General features: G+C 67.9%; 24 protein-coding genes. 3 read left to right on the top strand and 21 right to left on the bottom strand.

All coding sequences use genetic code 11. The features are described from left to right. Both R4823_RS16675 and R4823_RS16680 read right to left on the bottom strand, forming a co-directional pair. Window positions 1-189 carry a hypothetical protein gene (locus tag R4823_RS16675; RefSeq protein ID WP_087839227.1) on the bottom strand — a complete coding sequence of 63 codons (189 nt, stop codon included), beginning with the start codon at window positions 187-189 and terminating at the stop codon, window positions 1-3. Window positions 190-200: 11 nt separating this feature from the next. Continuing rightward, entirely contained in the window at window positions 201-1,127 is a 927-nt protein-coding gene (locus R4823_RS16680; protein WP_087839193.1) for a LysR family transcriptional regulator, read from the bottom strand. 107 nt (window positions 1,128-1,234) lie between these two features. Between R4823_RS16680 and R4823_RS16685 the strand changes: the two genes are divergently transcribed. The 3 genes from R4823_RS16685 to R4823_RS16695 are packed head-to-tail and all read left to right on the top strand — an operon-like array spanning window position 1,235 to window position 3,919. After that, window positions 1,235-2,095 carry a TauD/TfdA family dioxygenase gene (locus tag R4823_RS16685; protein ID WP_087839192.1) on the top strand — a complete coding sequence of 287 codons (861 nt, stop codon included), beginning with the start codon at window positions 1,235-1,237 and terminating at the stop codon, window positions 2,093-2,095. Continuing rightward, entirely contained in the window at window positions 2,088-2,867 is a 780-nt protein-coding gene (locus R4823_RS16690; RefSeq protein ID WP_338615485.1) for an MqnA/MqnD/SBP family protein, read from the top strand. Before R4823_RS16685 ends, R4823_RS16690 begins: the two co-directional genes overlap by 8 nt. Window positions 2,868-2,911: 44 nt before the next feature. After that, window positions 2,912-3,919: a tripartite tricarboxylate transporter substrate binding protein gene (locus tag R4823_RS16695; protein WP_338615486.1), complete on the top strand. Its 1,008-nt coding sequence runs from the start codon at window positions 2,912-2,914 to the stop codon at window positions 3,917-3,919. Between the two features lie 35 nt (window positions 3,920-3,954). Here the strand turns inward: R4823_RS16695 and R4823_RS16700 are convergent, their stop codons facing one another. The 19 genes from R4823_RS16700 to R4823_RS16790 form a co-directional block, all read right to left on the bottom strand. Continuing rightward, complete coding sequence (locus tag R4823_RS16700) at window positions 3,955-4,332, bottom strand: hypothetical protein (RefSeq protein WP_338615487.1); 378 nt, start codon at window positions 4,330-4,332, stop codon at window positions 3,955-3,957. Window positions 4,333-4,550: 218 nt separating this feature from the next. After that, complete coding sequence (locus R4823_RS16705; RefSeq protein ID WP_338615488.1) at window positions 4,551-4,811, bottom strand: pyocin activator PrtN family protein; 261 nt, start codon at window positions 4,809-4,811, stop codon at window positions 4,551-4,553. Beyond that, on the bottom strand, window positions 4,808-5,335 hold the full coding sequence (locus R4823_RS16710; protein ID WP_338615489.1) for a hypothetical protein: 528 nt from the start codon (window positions 5,333-5,335) through the stop codon (window positions 4,808-4,810). Before R4823_RS16710 ends, R4823_RS16705 begins: the two co-directional genes overlap by 4 nt. Then, window positions 5,316-5,486: a hypothetical protein gene (locus R4823_RS16715; RefSeq protein WP_338615490.1), complete on the bottom strand. Its 171-nt coding sequence runs from the start codon at window positions 5,484-5,486 to the stop codon at window positions 5,316-5,318. The genes R4823_RS16710 and R4823_RS16715 overlap by 20 nt, the downstream gene beginning before the upstream one ends. Then, a complete protein-coding gene (locus R4823_RS16720; RefSeq protein ID WP_338615492.1) occupies window positions 5,483-6,100 on the bottom strand; it encodes a hypothetical protein in 618 nt (205 codons plus the stop codon). The genes R4823_RS16715 and R4823_RS16720 overlap by 4 nt, the downstream gene beginning before the upstream one ends. Next, complete coding sequence (locus tag R4823_RS16725) at window positions 6,093-6,335, bottom strand: hypothetical protein (RefSeq protein WP_338615494.1); 243 nt, start codon at window positions 6,333-6,335, stop codon at window positions 6,093-6,095. The genes R4823_RS16720 and R4823_RS16725 overlap by 8 nt, the downstream gene beginning before the upstream one ends. Beyond that, the gene (locus tag R4823_RS16730) at window positions 6,332-6,928 is read right to left on the bottom strand and encodes a hypothetical protein (protein WP_338615495.1); all 597 of its coding nucleotides are present in this window, start codon (window positions 6,926-6,928) and stop codon (window positions 6,332-6,334) included. The genes R4823_RS16725 and R4823_RS16730 overlap by 4 nt, the downstream gene beginning before the upstream one ends. After that, window positions 6,925-7,497 carry a J domain-containing protein gene (locus R4823_RS16735; protein ID WP_338615497.1) on the bottom strand — a complete coding sequence of 191 codons (573 nt, stop codon included), beginning with the start codon at window positions 7,495-7,497 and terminating at the stop codon, window positions 6,925-6,927. Before R4823_RS16735 ends, R4823_RS16730 begins: the two co-directional genes overlap by 4 nt. A 2-nt stretch (window positions 7,498-7,499) precedes the next feature. Beyond that, complete coding sequence (locus tag R4823_RS16740; protein WP_338615498.1) at window positions 7,500-8,255, bottom strand: hypothetical protein; 756 nt, start codon at window positions 8,253-8,255, stop codon at window positions 7,500-7,502. 265 nt (window positions 8,256-8,520) lie between these two features. Next, window positions 8,521-9,129 (bottom strand): 3'-5' exonuclease, encoded by a 609-nt coding sequence (locus R4823_RS16745; RefSeq protein ID WP_338615500.1) that lies wholly within the window; start codon window positions 9,127-9,129, stop codon window positions 8,521-8,523. A gap of 14 nt (window positions 9,130-9,143) precedes the next feature. Then, the gene (locus R4823_RS16750) at window positions 9,144-9,761 is read right to left on the bottom strand and encodes a lambda exonuclease family protein (protein WP_338615502.1); all 618 of its coding nucleotides are present in this window, start codon (window positions 9,759-9,761) and stop codon (window positions 9,144-9,146) included. Continuing rightward, window positions 9,758-10,615: a hypothetical protein gene (locus R4823_RS16755; RefSeq protein WP_338615504.1), complete on the bottom strand. Its 858-nt coding sequence runs from the start codon at window positions 10,613-10,615 to the stop codon at window positions 9,758-9,760. Before R4823_RS16755 ends, R4823_RS16750 begins: the two co-directional genes overlap by 4 nt. Before the next feature lie 35 nt (window positions 10,616-10,650). Beyond that, window positions 10,651-11,862: a hypothetical protein gene (locus R4823_RS16760; RefSeq protein WP_338615505.1), complete on the bottom strand. Its 1,212-nt coding sequence runs from the start codon at window positions 11,860-11,862 to the stop codon at window positions 10,651-10,653. Next, window positions 11,859-12,110, bottom strand: coding sequence for a hypothetical protein (locus tag R4823_RS16765; protein ID WP_338615506.1), 252 nt, complete (start codon window positions 12,108-12,110; stop codon window positions 11,859-11,861). The genes R4823_RS16760 and R4823_RS16765 overlap by 4 nt, the downstream gene beginning before the upstream one ends. Continuing rightward, window positions 12,107-12,364 carry a hypothetical protein gene (locus tag R4823_RS16770; RefSeq protein WP_338615507.1) on the bottom strand — a complete coding sequence of 86 codons (258 nt, stop codon included), beginning with the start codon at window positions 12,362-12,364 and terminating at the stop codon, window positions 12,107-12,109. The genes R4823_RS16765 and R4823_RS16770 overlap by 4 nt, the downstream gene beginning before the upstream one ends. Continuing rightward, the gene (locus tag R4823_RS16775; protein WP_338615509.1) at window positions 12,361-12,516 is read right to left on the bottom strand and encodes a hypothetical protein; all 156 of its coding nucleotides are present in this window, start codon (window positions 12,514-12,516) and stop codon (window positions 12,361-12,363) included. Before R4823_RS16775 ends, R4823_RS16770 begins: the two co-directional genes overlap by 4 nt. Then, the gene (locus R4823_RS16780) at window positions 12,509-12,793 is read right to left on the bottom strand and encodes a hypothetical protein (RefSeq protein ID WP_338615511.1); all 285 of its coding nucleotides are present in this window, start codon (window positions 12,791-12,793) and stop codon (window positions 12,509-12,511) included. The genes R4823_RS16775 and R4823_RS16780 overlap by 8 nt, the downstream gene beginning before the upstream one ends. Next, entirely contained in the window at window positions 12,786-13,193 is a 408-nt protein-coding gene (locus tag R4823_RS16785; RefSeq protein WP_338615513.1) for a hypothetical protein, read from the bottom strand. The genes R4823_RS16780 and R4823_RS16785 overlap by 8 nt, the downstream gene beginning before the upstream one ends. A gap of 16 nt (window positions 13,194-13,209) precedes the next feature. Next, entirely contained in the window at window positions 13,210-14,112 is a 903-nt protein-coding gene (locus R4823_RS16790) for a tyrosine-type recombinase/integrase (RefSeq protein WP_338615515.1), read from the bottom strand. Between the last annotated feature and the right edge of the window lie 2 nt (window positions 14,113-14,114).

Raw genomic sequence — 14,114 nt, forward strand, 5'->3', positions numbered from 1 at the left:
CTACGGCCCGGTGCGCCTGGCGCCGCCGCCGCGCTGGCGCTGCGAGGTCTGGTTGCCGCCGGTCCCGATCTGGTCGGTATGCCCGTCCTTCTTGGTGCGATTCTGCGTATCGCCATGGCTGCGCTGCTGCTCGCGCGGCTGGTCGTCCGCCTGGCGGGGACTGGGCGGGGAAGCGGGATGATTCGGCATGGCGAACTCCTTCACGAGAAGGCCGGCAAGCCGCAACTTTCGTGCCGCGCCCAGGGCGGCAGCGGCGTGAATTCATTCCTGAGCCAGGACAGCAGGGCCTGCACCCGGCCCAGGTGGGCCCGGCTGTGGGGCACCAGGGCCCGGATCCAGTATTCGGGAATGGCGAAGTCCTCCAGCACCCGGACCAGTTCGCCCCGGCCCAGCGCGCCGTCGACGATGTAGGCCGACAGGATCGTGATGCCATTGCCCCGCAGCACCGAATTGAGCAACACGTGTCCGTCGTTGGTGCTCAGGCGCGGCGTCACCTCGACCGCGATCGGCCCGTTCGGCCCCTGGAAAGTCCAGACCGGCCCCGTGGGCTGGAAATTCAATAGTGCGTGCCGCGCCAGATCCGTGGGATGGGCGGGACGGCCGCGCGCGGCCAGATAGGACGGCGCCGCCACCGCCATGCGCGGCAGCGGGCACAGTCCGGCCTCGAGCACGCCGTCGTACGAGGCCGGCAGCATGCCGACCACGATGTCGAAGCCTTCCTGGATAGGGTTCACGGGCCGGTCGATCACCACCACGTCCATGCTGAGCTTGGGATGGACCTCCAGGAAACGCCCCAGCGCATCGCCCAGGCACGTGGCGGTCAACGACGTCGGCACCTTGATGCGCAGGTGGCCCTCCAGTTCGTGCGCATGGCCCAGCGCGCTGCCGAACGCGTCTTCGACGTCGTGGACGATACGCCGGGCCACGGGTAGCAGGCGCTGGCCTTCGTCGGTCAGGGCCAGGCGGCGGGTGCTGCGCTCGAACAACCGGGTTCGGGCGCGCCATTCGAGCTGGTCGATGCGCTTGGTCACCACGGAGGCGGCGATGCCCAACTGGCGCGCCGCCTTGGAGAAGCTGCCGGCCTGCGCCACGGCGATGAAGGTCCGGAAATTGACGATGGTGTCCATGACCTCTCTGTTTTCGCGAACAATGATCGCGCTTTTTGGTGGATTCTATAGAAATAGAATGAGGATTAAGGTGGCGGCACGTCAAGAACTTTTCCGGAGACCCCGCCATGCCGCTTGCCTTGCGCCCCCTCCACCCCGACGTGGGAGTGGAAGTCCTGGGTTGCGACCTCAGCCAACCCCTGGACGACGAGCAGTTCCAGTCGCTGCTGGACGCTTATCACCGCCATTCCGTCGTCGTCGTGCGCGGGCAATCGCTGGCCGCGCCCGCGCAGGCCGGGCTGCTGCGCCGCTTCGGCACGCCCAAGATCTCGCAGCGCAAGGAGTTCCACGTGCCGGGCACGCCCGAGATCGGCCGCGTGGGCAACACCCGGCATCCCGACGGCACGCCGTCGGCCTTCCTGGACCGCTACGGCAACCTGTGGCACAGCGACACGGCCAGCGACCAGCACGTCGACGGGGTCACGATGCTGTACTGCGTGATGACGCCGCAAATCGGCGGCGACACTCTGTTCGCCAGCATGGGCAGGGCCTACGACACGCTGCCGGCGGACCTGAAGGCCCGCATCGACGGCAGGACCGTGGTCCACAACTTCAACCAGCACAACGACTATCTCTTGGCCCGCAACCCCGGCTCGGCCCGGCCCCTGTCGGCAGCCGACCGCGCCAAGTGGCCCGATCGGGAACACGACCTGGTGCAGCGCCATCCGGTAACCGGCCGCCCGCTGTATTTCATCAGCCCGACCCTGGTCCGGGGCATCAGCGGCTATTCCGACGAGGAAGCGCAGCGGCTGTCCGCCGAACTGGTCGCCCACGCGACCCGCCCCGAGGCGGTCTACCGCCACAAATGGCAGGTCGGCGACCTGGTCTTCTGGGACAACCGCGCCTCGCTGCACTCGGCCTCGCCCGCGGACTATCAGGGCGGCCAGCGGCTGATGCATCGCGGCTACGCCTACGTCCACTATGCGTGAGGCCGGCCTGCGCGTCGGGCATTTCCAGTCGGTGCCCTGGATCCCGTTCTACGTCGGCAGCGAGGACTGGCCCGTCCGGCGCGTTCCGTGCGTCTCCAGCACGGTCCTGGCCATGGCGGATGCCGGCCTGCTGGACGCCACGCCCATGGCCACCGTGGACTGGCTGGCGCGCGGCGACCAATGGCCGCGCCTGGGCGGGCTGGGCCTGGCCTACCGCGAGCGCGCGGGCAGCGTGCTGCTGTTCTCGCCGCGCCCCATCCATGAGCTGGACGGCGCGGACATCGCGATCTGCGACGAGACTGCCACGTCGCTGCGGGTGCTGCATGCCATCCTGGCCGACAAGTACGGGCTGCGCATCGGCCGCTGGCGGCGCGGTCTGCCCGCCGACCCATCCATGCCCCGATTGCTGATCCAGGACCAGGCTGTCGAGGAAGCGGCGCGTGGACGTTTCCCACACGTCCACGACCTCGGGCGGGAATGGTGGGAGTGGCAAGGCACCCCGGTGGTCTCGGCGGTGTGGGTACGCCGCCGGGACCTGGCGGACGACGCGCTGGAACCGCTGCGCGCCGGCCTGGCGGCCTCCTTGTCCCGATATGCCAGCCAACCGGACCTGGCCATCGAACGCCATTGCGCGCGCCACGGCGTGGCCTCGGCGCCCGCGGCGCTGCGCGCGCTGCTCGGCAATTTCGAGTTCGAACTGGGCGAGGCCGCCGAAGCGGGCATACGCCGCATGGCCCAGGTCCTGCCCCCCGCCGTGGCCCTGGAAACCTGAGATCCCCGCCCGTCCTTCATCCATCCAAGAACAGGAGACACCCCATGCCCTGCCTTTCGCACCGTTCCGCGCCGCGTCGGCGCACGCTGTTCGCCTTCGCCGTCCTGTCGGGGGGCCTGCCCGCCACGGGAATGGCGCGCGGCGCCGACGCCCCCTGGCCCACCCAGCCGGTCAAGCTCATCGTGGGCTTTCCCGCCGGGACCTCGCCCGACACCGTGGCCCGACTGATCGCCGAGCCGCTGTCGCAGAAGCTGGGCAAGCCGGTCATCGTCGAGAACAAACCCGGCGCCGCCGGCAACATCGGCGTCGACCTGGTGGCGCGCGCCACCGACGGCCATACCTTCGGCGTGACCGCCCACGGTCCGCTGACCACCTCGGCCCTGCTCTATCCCAACCTGCCCTACGACGTCGCCCGGGACCTGCAGCCGCTGTCCCTGGCCGCGGTCAGCCCGCAGATCCTGGTCATCGATCCCAAGCTGCCCTATGCCACGCTGCGCGAGCTGGTGGACGACGCGCGCGCCCACCACAAGGAGATCTCGTACGGGTCGGTGGGTGTGGGTTCGGGCTCGCACCTGACGGGCGAACTGTTCGCGCAGGAAACCGGCATCCGGATGATGCACGTCCCCTACCAGGGCTTCCCGCAGGTCACCATGGCCGTGATGAGCGGACAGATCCAGGCGGGGTTCATGGCGCCCTCGGGGGCCATCGAACAGGCCAAGGCGGGCAAGGTGCGCGTACTGGGCGTCACGTCGGCGCAGCCTTCGCCGCTGGCGCCGGGGGTGCCGACCGTCGCCCAGGCCGCGGGCCTGCCGGGCTTTGCCGCGGAGCTGTGGATAGGCGCCTACGCGCCGCGCGCCACGCCGGCGCCGGTGGCGGCCATGCTGGCGAAAGAGATCAACGCCATCCTGCGGTCGGCCCCGGTGCGGGCCAAGCTGGCGGCGCAGGGCTGGGACGCCACGGGCGGCTCGCCAGCCGAGATGGCGGCGCGCATCGAGACCGACACGCGCCGCTGGGGCGGGGTGATCAAGCGGCTGGGACTCAAGCTGGAATAGCGGCGCGCAGGCGCCGCGGCATTCGCTTTGCCGGCCTACATCCCGCTCGCGCGCCAGGCGCCGTTCTCCTGCTTGCAGAACCAGAACCCCCAGTTCTCCTTCGCCGTTCCCTGCGCGACGTCGGCCGCCAGGAAGCGGCAGGTCTGGCCCTTGCTGGTGCGAGTGGTGTTCTTCGGCGCCAGCGTGACGCTGACGGGCACCTGGCGCGACCGCTCGGCCTTGCTGGTCCAGGTCGCCTGCTGGCCATCGGCCACGTCGTTCAGGACGCGTCCCACCTCGGTCGAGAACGCGGGGGCCTGGGCCTTGGGAATACGCACCAGGATGGACTGGTTCAGGAAGCTGAGATTGGCGGCGTAGGCCGTGCCCGCCGAGGCGGCCAGCAACAGCGTGGCGGCAAGGAATTGCTTGCGCATGAAGGAGATCTCCGGGTCTGGACGTGACGGCAATGATATCGGTTAAGCCGCACGGCGGGTTATGATTGCGGCATTATGCTTTCAAATCAACGACTTGGCGGCTGGGCGCTGTGTGTCGCGCCCATGATCGATTGGAAGCATCGCGGGCCGAAAACCCTGATGAAATAAGGCCCGCGCGATGGCGGGCCTTCCCATGTAGCAAAAATGAAGCACGCCGGCTACTCATTGAGCTGCTGGCACTCCTTGCGTGCAGCCTCCGCCCGAGCGTCGATGTAGCGGGCCAGATCGTCTATATGCACGCCCCGGGCTGTCTTCTGCGATGTGCCCTCCATCCGCACCAGCGGCAACGCGATATCGCCCGCGTTGATTTTGCGCTGAAGCTTTTCCGGCGCGAGGTCGAAATAGTCGCGGGCCACCACGTCGAGCGGAATGATGGCCTTGGCCCCGTATTGCGCCATGAGCAGGAACGCGGTGTTCATTCTCCCCTCCTTTGCGGCGATCCGGCCAGCGGCGCCGCCGCCACCGCTGCAGCGGCAAGATGGGCCCCCGGACAAAACAGCGGCGGCACCGGGTCGGGGTTCGCCCACGAGTCGCCGCTAAGCCCATCGTCGGTCCAGTAGCCGAGCGCCCCGACAACAAGGTTCTGCACCAGGGCGTCTGGGTCAAAGTCTTCGTCCTGGCCGTTCATGGTGGCGCAGCGTACGGCGTAGCGACCGGCGGCACGCAGCATTTCTGCCAAGCGCTCACGCTCCGCGCCGGCCCCCATCCTCATGGGCATGGGTGGTGTGTTGAAGCCCGGTTGCGTCAGCCAGTGGTCCTTGGGCAGCGGCATGGATGCCACCGCGAAGCCCGAACCGTCCGGTAGCACACCGCCGTCGATGACCTTGCCGCCAGCGGCCTCAATGAACTCCTGCACGGGACCGGGCACATACGGCCGCGCCTCGGCCTCGCTGGTCTCGATGGGCGGATCGTTGAACTGATCGTCACAGGCTGTGGTGGACATTCTCGGCCTCCTGCTGCGCCTGCTTCACCGCGGCGCGCCATTGGGCAGCCGGCCACTTGCTGGCCAGCCGCGATATCTCGGGATCCTGCGCGGCCAGCACCTTGCGGGCGTCGGCTAAGCAGGCGGTGGGGATGTAGGTGTCGTCGGTCATGCAGCCTGCCTCACGGGGACGATGCAGCGGCGGGCGACCTCGACCAGCCATTCGGCCAATGGGGGGGGCGTGGCTTCGCGCTCGGCACGGGTTACCTCTGGCCGCCATCCCTCCATGCCTTTGCGCAACCGCACGCCGTCTTTGCGCCGCGCGCGCGATTGGGCAATGACATGCGTGGCGCGTCCCAGGTGCAACGGGATGAGCGGCATATCCGCTGGCGTGCAACCGACGATGTACAGCCACGTCAGCTTCTCCGCGCGATGCCCCCACCAGTGCTGCGAGATGGGCAGCGTCCAGCCGCCCCAGGCATCAACTTGGCCAGGCCGCGGCAGGCCAGCGGCCTCCCATAGCTTCGAATCCTTCGGGTGCTCCAAGACGCCGCCATAGGTGCGGACCTGTTGCGCCGCCCAGGGCCCCAGGTCCAGCTCGCCCGGCGCGGGCTTGGCGAAGTAGAAAAGCTTCCCCCAGCCGCGACATGGCGGATGCGCCACCACCGGACACCCACCCGGCCACGTGAGTGCATCCCGCTCGATGTCGTAGCAGTCCACGCCCGGCATGGTCTTGTAGATGCTGTCGGCGCGGACGAAGAGCGCGGCTACGGGGCGGCTATTCATCGCCCATCCGCCAGATGCTCAGCCCGCACTTGCGGCAGCACATCCACTCGTCGTCGATGTCGTGGCCGTCGCAGGGCATCGGGTCCAGCGTGACGAAGGCCACGCCTTGAGGCGTTTCGACCACCTCGCCATAGTTCGGGCCGTGTTCGTTCTGGGTGCGCTGTTCCTGCGCCTTGGCGACGATGGCGTTCAACCTGGCGAGTTCCTCGGGGGTTAGGCGCTTGGGTTCGATCATCCTTCGATCCTCCAGAACTCCACCACCCACACCCATGGATTGGCCGCCCAGCTGCCGGAGCCGTTGATCGACTCCCACAACACCTGATATGCAGCGCGCGGACCGCCTTCGTACATGATCCGACCAGGCCTAGGCTGCATGTCGCGGATGTCGTCGCATCCCTCGGCCACGGCATCGTCCTGGCTGATGTCCTGCAATTTCTCGACCCGCAGGCCTGTGATCTCGAGCACGATGCGGCAGGCCTCGCGCGGCATATGGATACTGGGCTTGGGCTTCGTCCAGTTGCCCCATTCGGGGTCGCCGTCGGCCCAGTACCAGAAGTCGGGCACGTCGTCGGGGCATGCTGGGTTGAAGAAGTCGAACGATTCGAGGCGCGAGAACGACTCGCGCACCCACAACCGGTCGCCAGGCGCACCGTGCCGGCTGTTGCGGTAGTTGCCCGCGTTCACCTCGCCGGCGATCTCGTGCGGAGCCAGCTCGCAGCCAAAATCACGGTCCTTGCACGGCTTCACGATCCGTCGCGTCTGGCGCTTCCTGCCGTCCAGGATGGCGCGGACCATGGCAGCCTGGAATAGGATGGGTCGTTCGGTCATGGCTTCGTCGCCTCTAAGGCGGCTTGATACGCCGCGTTCAGTTCCGCCATGCGCTCGTGGCTGCCGCCGGGCCTGTCTGGGTGATGCCGGCTGCTCAGTGTGCGGTACGCCGCCTTGATCGCCGTTTCGCTGGCGTCGCGCTTGACCTCGAGCACGTCCCACCATTCCCGATGCTCTGCCGGCGGCGGCAGCGCGCGGAATCCCTGGAACGTCGCGCGCACCAGCGTGAGCGTGCCGTGCCGCAGCTCCACGCGCCGCGCCTCGATGATGTGGAAAATGGCCTGCAGGTTCGCGGCCGGCGTCCGATAGCGGTCCACGGGGATGCAGACCTGATTGCCATCCCACGTGAACCACACAGCCACGCCCGGGTCCTCGGGCCTGTCGATGCCGAGCGTGACATTCGAGGACAGGATGACGTCCTTGACCGGAATACGGCTGTCGGCGCCGAACCGGCGTAGTGCGTCCTGCACGTTCTTGAGCGCGCCGGCCAGGGAGGTCTTGAAGGCGCCGACCTCTCGGTGCTTGGCGCGCGGGACGCCGTGTGGCCACGTGAGCGGGTAGGCTTGCATGGTCAGTCCTCGGCGTCCTCGGTTTCCGATTCGTCCTCGGGCTCGTCGTCATCCTCATCCACCGGCGGCTCGTCGCCCTCCTGGTATTCGCCTGGCTGCGGCGGGAACGGCCAGCCCTCGGGGCGCTGGGTCGGGTCGGCGGCGAGGTCGCTGCCCGCAAACGGGTCTTCCTTGGGCTGGTCCGCTTGCGGCGCCTGCTCGCCTGCCTCGCCGTTGAAATCCACCAGCTTGCCCTGGGCCGGGTTGTCAGCTGACGGCGGCGTGATGGTGAAGGTGACTTCCTGGTCCTGATGGTCGTAGAAGAACTCGAGCATCTTGCCGTTGGTGGACGGCACGCAATTCACGCGCACCTTGCAGCGCACGATGCCGTTCTCTTTCGGGGTGACCCGGTAGTTGTCCACCTTGCAGTCGTCCAGCTCGACATCCGAGCGCTTGCCCGTGGCCTGGTGGAAGGTCACCGCGGCGCCGATCAACTCGCCGCGCAGCTCGAGGTCGTTCGTGATGCCGGGGTGCCGCAGCTTGGGCAGATAGTCGGATTCCTGCAAGCGCGGGTCCGCCTGGTCGGCCGCATCGCCCTCGTTCGGCAGTGGCTTGCGATACAGCGATTCCTTGAGCCCGGGCTCGATGCGGTTCAGGATGTCATTGGGCGCGTCAAACTCCAGCGTGAATGAGCTGGCCGGCACCCTTTTCTTCTTGCCTTGCTTGATCGTATGCGGGGTCCAGTGGACAGTCCCGTTTTGCTGGAAGATCGCGAACATGGTTGCTCCATTGGATTGATGGGTCCCGGGCACTTACGCGGCCCGGGTTACGACCATTTGCCGATGGCTCGGTACTGCTCGCATGTAGGGCTGTCCGGTTGCACTTACCCGCCCTCTGGCCTCGGTGGCTTCCTGCAACTCCCGCCACGGGACACCTCGGACACGTGCTCCGCCTTTCGGCGCACGCTCAAGCCCTCTCTCGGGGGTATTGGTGGGCAGCCGCGGTACTTCCCTCCGTTCGGTTGTGCGGCTGCCCTGGGGGAAATCACGCGGCCTGCTGGGCCTGCCAATCCTTGATCGCGAAGTACACGTCGATGCAGCCCTGCACGTCGGCCATCGCGCTGTGCGCGTTCACCAGCGGGCGCTCGAGGAAAAACTGGTGCGCTTCGCCCAGGTTCGGCGTCTTGGGATGGTGGCGGCCGGCGGCCAGCATCTTGGGCGTGGGCGGCAGCTTCATGATGGGCGTGGCCAGGGTGGCGGTGCATTCGGCCGAGGCGTTCTTCCAGTCCTCCAGGTACGGGGGCAGATGCCGATGCAGGGCGATCCGCGTGATACGCCGGTCGAATTGCTCGTTGTGAGCTACCAGCTGACGCTGGCCGCCCCACATTTCCAGCAGCATGATGACCGCGTCCTCTTCGGGCACGCCCACGTCGCTGGCCATTTCGGTCGTGATGCCGTGGATGGCGGCCACCTCGTCGGGGATCGTCCAGCCATCAGGCCGTATGATCACGTCGATGCTTGCCACGGTGGCGCGGGTTTGCAGGTCCACCAGCGCGGCAGCCAGCTGCACGATGTGGGGCTGCCTGGGGTCCTCGGACGGCTCGCGGAACAGCGGCAGGCCGGTGGTTTCGGTGTCGTAGAACAGAGCGTGCATGATGTCTCCAGGGTTCAAGCGGCCCGCCGCTCAATGCGCTCGATCAGGGCCTTCAACTCGATTTCGAACTGCAACAGGGCCGCCAGCAGCGTCTGGCAATACGCCTCGTCTCGCGGGATCCGCTGCACGTAGAGCCGGTAGGGCTCGCGCTGGCGAGGGTCATAGCTGATGAAGTCCCACCAGGCGCGGCCGGTCACCAGCAGGTTTCCCTGCACCTGCGGCATGTGCTCGGCGGGCATGCCCTCCAGCAACGTCTGGATGTGGACGGTTTCGTCGTGCGGGCATTTGCACTCGAGGCCACCCTCGTCGCCGATCAGGCTGTCCGGCGATGCACCGATGAACGGATACGAGGGGTGCGTGAAGAATCCGCCCGGGCGTACTACGTTGCCGGTCTCGACCTCGTAGGCCGCGACGGCATGCGGCTCTGCCTCGATGCCCCACTCCAGCGCCTTGGCGCTGATGCCCTTCGTCGGCACGCCGGCCAGGCGCTCGAACGCCTTGCGGCGCAGCAGGCGGCCGCGCGCCTCCGTCGGTTTGCCGTCCCGCTTGACCGCCACCACGTCGATGAAATCGGACGCGGTGATGCGGCCAGAGCGGGCGGCGTACCACTCGTCGGTGCGCTGCTCGATCATTGCTGGGTGCCTTGTCCGCCGCCGGCGGCCTGGGCTTCGTGCTGCGCCTCCTCGGCCGCGATCGCGCGGTCATCGTCCGCGTTCTGCGCGATGTTCTTGAGGCGCTTGAGCTCTTCTTCGCCAATAGCCTTGCGGTCTTCCTTGGTCAGGGTGGCCCACACCTCGCCGAGCAGCTTGAGGCCCTTCATGCGCGCGACCTCTTCCAGGTCCACGATGAGCTGTTTCTGGTGCTCGTTCAGTTCCGGGGTCGCCGCTGCCTGGGCCTGGGCCAGCTGCGTGGGCGTAGCGTTGCGCTGGGGCGTGATATCGACTTCGCGGGGAATGTCCATGATCTCTTCGGCCACCGGGATGCCCTTGAGCACGTCGGGGAACACGTCACGCAGCGCAAAGGCGCGGGCGCGCATCTGGCGCATGCGGGCCGGGTACTGCGTCCAGGGGCCGCCCTTGCCCACCAGGCCGGCGATGCGCGCATCCTCAACCGAGAACGTGCGCACCTGCTCGGGCTCGCCGCGGCGCTTCACGCGGCAATAGGCCACAGTGCCGTCGTCTTCCTCGACCACGTATTCGCAGATGGGCGACGAGCGCACCAGCGCGATCAGGGCATCACCCCACAGCGCCGGCCGGCCGTTGATGACGGCGATGTTCTGCATGGCCTGCATGGGCTTGAGGCCGATTTCCAGGCCCCACTGGATGGCGATCAGGCAGTTACCCGGCTTGCCCTTGAAGTCCTTGGGTACCAGGTCGCTGTCGGACATGAACTTGGCCAGTTCCATCGCCTGGTCCAGGCTCTTGGGCGACAGGTCGAAGGTGGCCACCGCAGTCTGCGTGATGGTGGCGGTCAGTTCGTTGGACATGCGGATCTCCTGCCCGGCCGCGCCGGGCGACGTGGTTAAACGGTGGCGGGTTCGGGCTGGGTGGCGGCAGCGATGGCAGCGTCGCGCGCACTGCGGGCGTTCTCGAGCTCCTCCTCGTCGCCGGTGCGCTCGGCGCGCTGCCATTGCCACAGGGCATCAAGCATGGTTGGGGCCGCGCGGTGCAGACGGTCGAGCTCGGCCTCGCGCTCGCGGCGCTCCGCCTCTTCCCGTTCGCGTTTCTGGCGGGCCTCTTCCAGCGCGGCGCGGGCGCGGGCTTCTTCCTCGGCCTGGATGCGGCGCTGCTCGGCCTCGGCGGCCTCCCGCTTCTGACGCTCGAACGCCTCGCGTTCCTCGTCCAGCTTGCGCTGGGCGGCTTCCTGTTCGGCCTTGGCACGGGCCGCGGCTTCGGCCTGGCGCTGCTCAGCGGCGCGGCGTTCCGCGGCCAGGGCTTCGCGCTCGGCCTGGAGCTTCGCTTCCTCGGCGGCCCGGGCCTGCGCCGCGGCTTTCTCTTCGGCCTCGCGCTGCTCGCGGGCAATGCGGTCGCGTTCGGCCTGCTCGGCCCGCAGGCGTTCGAGCTCCGCGCGCTCGGCGGCCAGGCGTTCGGCCTCGATCTTGCGTTCAGCCTCGAGGCGCGCGGCCTCGGCTTCCCGCTCCTCGGCCTGGGCCTTCATGTCGGCCAGGCGCTTGCGGGTCTCATCCAAGGCCAGTTGGGCCTCGCCGGCGCGGTCGCCGAAAATTTCCAGCGAGACCTCTGTGCCCCACAGAGCGAGGTCGCTGATGATCTGCGCGATGTACGTGGACGGCTGGCCGGCGGCTTCCGCTACCGTCTGCCGGATGCCGGAGATCTTGCGCGTCAGCTCCTCCTGGCGGCGGATCTCGGCCTGCCGCTTGGCCTCTTTCTCGGCCTCGATGGCCGCCTCGCGGGCCTTGATCTGCGCGTCGATGGGATCGGCCAGCTTGCGCAGCGCCGTATCGATTTCCTTGGCGTCGCCGTCGATCCGGCGGCTGAACTCCAGGGCCGGGGCCTTGAGCTGCTTGCGCAGTTTCTCGGTGGCATAGACCGGCTCCAGGATCTCGCGCCGGGCGGCCTTGGCCGCCTCCAGGCCCTTGGACGTCTCGACGTCGAACTGCACGCCCTGGTACTTCTGTGTCAGTTCGGCGATCGCGGCCTTGTACGGCTTGTAGGCGACCAGAAAGCGCTCGGGATCCAGGACCTCGACGGCGGCGGCTTCGTTGGGGGTATTCATGCCCGGAACTCCGCATTAACCACACCTTCGTCGGTCCCGCATGCGCGATTCACCATGCGAGCGCGGCGCGCGTCGTGCTCTTCCGGGGTCAGCATGGGGAAACGGCCAGCTCCCAGCCGGGGATGCGTGATTTCCACCAGCTGGCCAAGCATTTCCTCCCACGTCAGTTCGGGGCAGAGTCGCCCGCCCTCTTCAACCTGGTACGTGTTGCGCTCCGAATCGAAGCGGATGGTTATCGAACGAATCACATGGCACCTATGGGGTTGTCGAAAACCGGGCGCGCGATGGCCTGGCCGTCGGGGTTAGCGAAAACGCAGAAGCGGGCGCCGTCGCGGCGCTTGGCGACCAGGGCATGCCGGCCGCATTGGATGGCCGCGATCTTGTCGGCGCGGGCCTCGTCGGCGTACAGGTTCTCGGCGTCGGTGCGGCCGAGGTGCATGCCGTACAGAAGGACGGCGGACGGTACCGCCGCGATCAGCAGCAGGATGGCGAGGGCTTTCATTCGCTGCGCTCCAGGCCGAGGGCGTCCTCGATGTCGCACACCAGTTCCTCGGCGTCGCCCGCCTTGCTGTCGCCGGTGATCATCGCGTTCAGTTCGTCGCACGCGCGGGTCAGCAGGCGAACGAGGGTTTGTTCGCGCGGGGTGTCAGCCATTGCCGTTCTCCCGGGCGCGCAGCGCGGCATCGGCGATCTCGTAGGCCAGTTCGCCCACGGCCTCATTGGGATGCTTGCCTGTCTCCTTCTGGATCTGAAGTAAGGTTGCGGCGCCTTGCTTGGTAACAGCCATGGCTGCTATCGAGATGAGCGCCTGCCCCGCGAAGTAGTCGCGCAGGGTCATGCCAGCCTCGGGGTTGATGAAACCGCCGTTCGGCAACTGGCTTAGACCGGGCACGGGGAACGCCTGGCCGCCGTCCTTGATCGGGTCAGCCATGGCGCACCCCCGGCACAAACGACACGCGAGGTGCTACCCCGTCCGCACGGTCCTGGATATTCATCACCACCATCATGGCCATGCCCGTGCGTACAAAATGGCGCGCGGCTTCGGCGATGGCGATGTCATTGCGCTGGCGCGCGACGGACCAGAACAGATCCACCAGGGCCCGAACCTCGGGTGTGCAGGAGGGACGAAAGGCCAGTTCCTCGATGATGGCCAGTGCCGCCGGCTGCTCGCGGCCCGAGGCCTGGACGCCCTGGCCCTTCGTCTTGAGCGCCAGCAGCAGGTAGTCGCGTTCGGCGGAGGTCGCGGCAGCGTTGAAGGCGTCGCGTTGGCGCGCAGCCGCGGCGGCTATCTCGGCCTGGTCGGCCTGCGCCATGGGGTTCGTGGTGTGCATGGTGGGCCTCAGGTGATTAAATGACCAAGGTTTTCCAAGCGCCGCGGCTCAGCCCGCGGTCATCGTTGTAGGCGTCCGTCATGCTCTGGCGCTTGTGCCCGAGCAGCGTTTTCGTATCGATGCCCTGGGCGCGATACAGGCGCTCGGACAGGGAGCGGATCTCGTGGAACGTGGGCGGCGTGCGATCGCCCCAGGTCTCGCGCGAGAACACGGCGTCGCGCGCTCGGGCGAACGATGCGGACAGTGCGGCCGTGCCGAACGGTTTGTTCGCGCGTTGGCGCAGCAACATCGACCCGGGCGCTCGGTAGTCCTGCGCCTCGGCGATGACCTGGCCCAGCGTGACTCCCAGCGCATCCAAGTGCAGTGCCAGCGGCAGCGCGATGCGCGCGCCGGTTTTCTGCTGCACGACATGCAGGTGTTCGTCCCACACGTCGTCGGTGCTCATCGCCACCAGGTCGGCCCGCCGCTGGCCGCAGACCAGCGCGAGGCGCAGCGCATAGGCAAACCAGGGCCGGCCGTGCTGCGCCACCCAGGCGTGAATCTGCTGCCAGTGTTCTAGCGAGAGCCGGGAGCGCTGTACCGGTGCCGACAGCGACCTGATCGCGGCGGCTGGATTCGCATCGAGCTCGCCCGCCAACACGGCCTCGTTGAACATGTCGCGGGCCTCGATCAGCACGCGGCGCGCCGTGAAATGCAGGCCCGCGTCCCACAGCTGGCGCACGACCCGCGAGACATCCAGGGGCCGCACGTCACGCAGCAGCCGGCCGCCGAGACTGGCCTGCAGGTGGGCAACGTTCTTGCGCCGGTTCTGAAGCGTTTTCGCGCCCAGCGGCCGCGCCGCAATGATCTGGTCGTAGTCAATCGCCCAAGCCGCCACCGTTCGGCGGCGCAGGACGAAATTGGCGAGAGCGTGGAGCATGG

It is taken from the genome of Pigmentiphaga sp. CHJ604 (assembly GCF_036972535.1).
Lineage (GTDB): Bacteria > Pseudomonadota > Gammaproteobacteria > Burkholderiales > Burkholderiaceae_B > Pigmentiphaga > Pigmentiphaga daeguensis.

What these genes read in the sequence shown, in the direction of transcription:
- R4823_RS16675 (WP_087839227.1), bottom strand. Translation starts at nt 189, where the DNA reads ATGCCGAATCATCCCGCTTCCCCGCCCAGTCCCCGCCAGGCGGACGAC.
- R4823_RS16680 (WP_087839193.1), bottom strand. Translation starts at nt 1,127, where the DNA reads ATGGACACCATCGTCAATTTCCGGACCTTCATCGCCGTGGCGCAGGCC.
- R4823_RS16685 (WP_087839192.1), top strand. Translation starts at nt 1,235, where the DNA reads ATGCCGCTTGCCTTGCGCCCCCTCCACCCCGACGTGGGAGTGGAAGTC.
- R4823_RS16690 (WP_338615485.1), top strand. Translation starts at nt 2,088, where the DNA reads ATGCGTGAGGCCGGCCTGCGCGTCGGGCATTTCCAGTCGGTGCCCTGG.
- R4823_RS16695 (WP_338615486.1), top strand. Translation starts at nt 2,912, where the DNA reads ATGCCCTGCCTTTCGCACCGTTCCGCGCCGCGTCGGCGCACGCTGTTC.
- R4823_RS16700 (WP_338615487.1), bottom strand. Translation starts at nt 4,332, where the DNA reads ATGCGCAAGCAATTCCTTGCCGCCACGCTGTTGCTGGCCGCCTCGGCG.
- R4823_RS16705 (WP_338615488.1), bottom strand. Translation starts at nt 4,811, where the DNA reads ATGAACACCGCGTTCCTGCTCATGGCGCAATACGGGGCCAAGGCCATC.
- R4823_RS16710 (WP_338615489.1), bottom strand. Translation starts at nt 5,335, where the DNA reads ATGTCCACCACAGCCTGTGACGATCAGTTCAACGATCCGCCCATCGAG.
- R4823_RS16715 (WP_338615490.1), bottom strand. Translation starts at nt 5,486, where the DNA reads ATGACCGACGACACCTACATCCCCACCGCCTGCTTAGCCGACGCCCGC.
- R4823_RS16720 (WP_338615492.1), bottom strand. Translation starts at nt 6,100, where the DNA reads ATGAATAGCCGCCCCGTAGCCGCGCTCTTCGTCCGCGCCGACAGCATC.
- R4823_RS16725 (WP_338615494.1), bottom strand. Translation starts at nt 6,335, where the DNA reads ATGATCGAACCCAAGCGCCTAACCCCCGAGGAACTCGCCAGGTTGAAC.
- R4823_RS16730 (WP_338615495.1), bottom strand. Translation starts at nt 6,928, where the DNA reads ATGACCGAACGACCCATCCTATTCCAGGCTGCCATGGTCCGCGCCATC.
- R4823_RS16735 (WP_338615497.1), bottom strand. Translation starts at nt 7,497, where the DNA reads ATGCAAGCCTACCCGCTCACGTGGCCACACGGCGTCCCGCGCGCCAAG.
- R4823_RS16740 (WP_338615498.1), bottom strand. Translation starts at nt 8,255, where the DNA reads ATGTTCGCGATCTTCCAGCAAAACGGGACTGTCCACTGGACCCCGCAT.
- R4823_RS16745 (WP_338615500.1), bottom strand. Translation starts at nt 9,129, where the DNA reads ATGCACGCTCTGTTCTACGACACCGAAACCACCGGCCTGCCGCTGTTC.
- R4823_RS16750 (WP_338615502.1), bottom strand. Translation starts at nt 9,761, where the DNA reads ATGATCGAGCAGCGCACCGACGAGTGGTACGCCGCCCGCTCTGGCCGC.
- R4823_RS16755 (WP_338615504.1), bottom strand. Translation starts at nt 10,615, where the DNA reads ATGTCCAACGAACTGACCGCCACCATCACGCAGACTGCGGTGGCCACC.
- R4823_RS16760 (WP_338615505.1), bottom strand. Translation starts at nt 11,862, where the DNA reads ATGAATACCCCCAACGAAGCCGCCGCCGTCGAGGTCCTGGATCCCGAG.
- R4823_RS16770 (WP_338615507.1), bottom strand. Translation starts at nt 12,364, where the DNA reads ATGAAAGCCCTCGCCATCCTGCTGCTGATCGCGGCGGTACCGTCCGCC.
- R4823_RS16775 (WP_338615509.1), bottom strand. Translation starts at nt 12,516, where the DNA reads ATGGCTGACACCCCGCGCGAACAAACCCTCGTTCGCCTGCTGACCCGC.
- R4823_RS16780 (WP_338615511.1), bottom strand. Translation starts at nt 12,793, where the DNA reads ATGGCTGACCCGATCAAGGACGGCGGCCAGGCGTTCCCCGTGCCCGGT.
- R4823_RS16785 (WP_338615513.1), bottom strand. Translation starts at nt 13,193, where the DNA reads ATGCACACCACGAACCCCATGGCGCAGGCCGACCAGGCCGAGATAGCC.
- R4823_RS16790 (WP_338615515.1), bottom strand. Translation starts at nt 14,112, where the DNA reads ATGCTCCACGCTCTCGCCAATTTCGTCCTGCGCCGCCGAACGGTGGCG.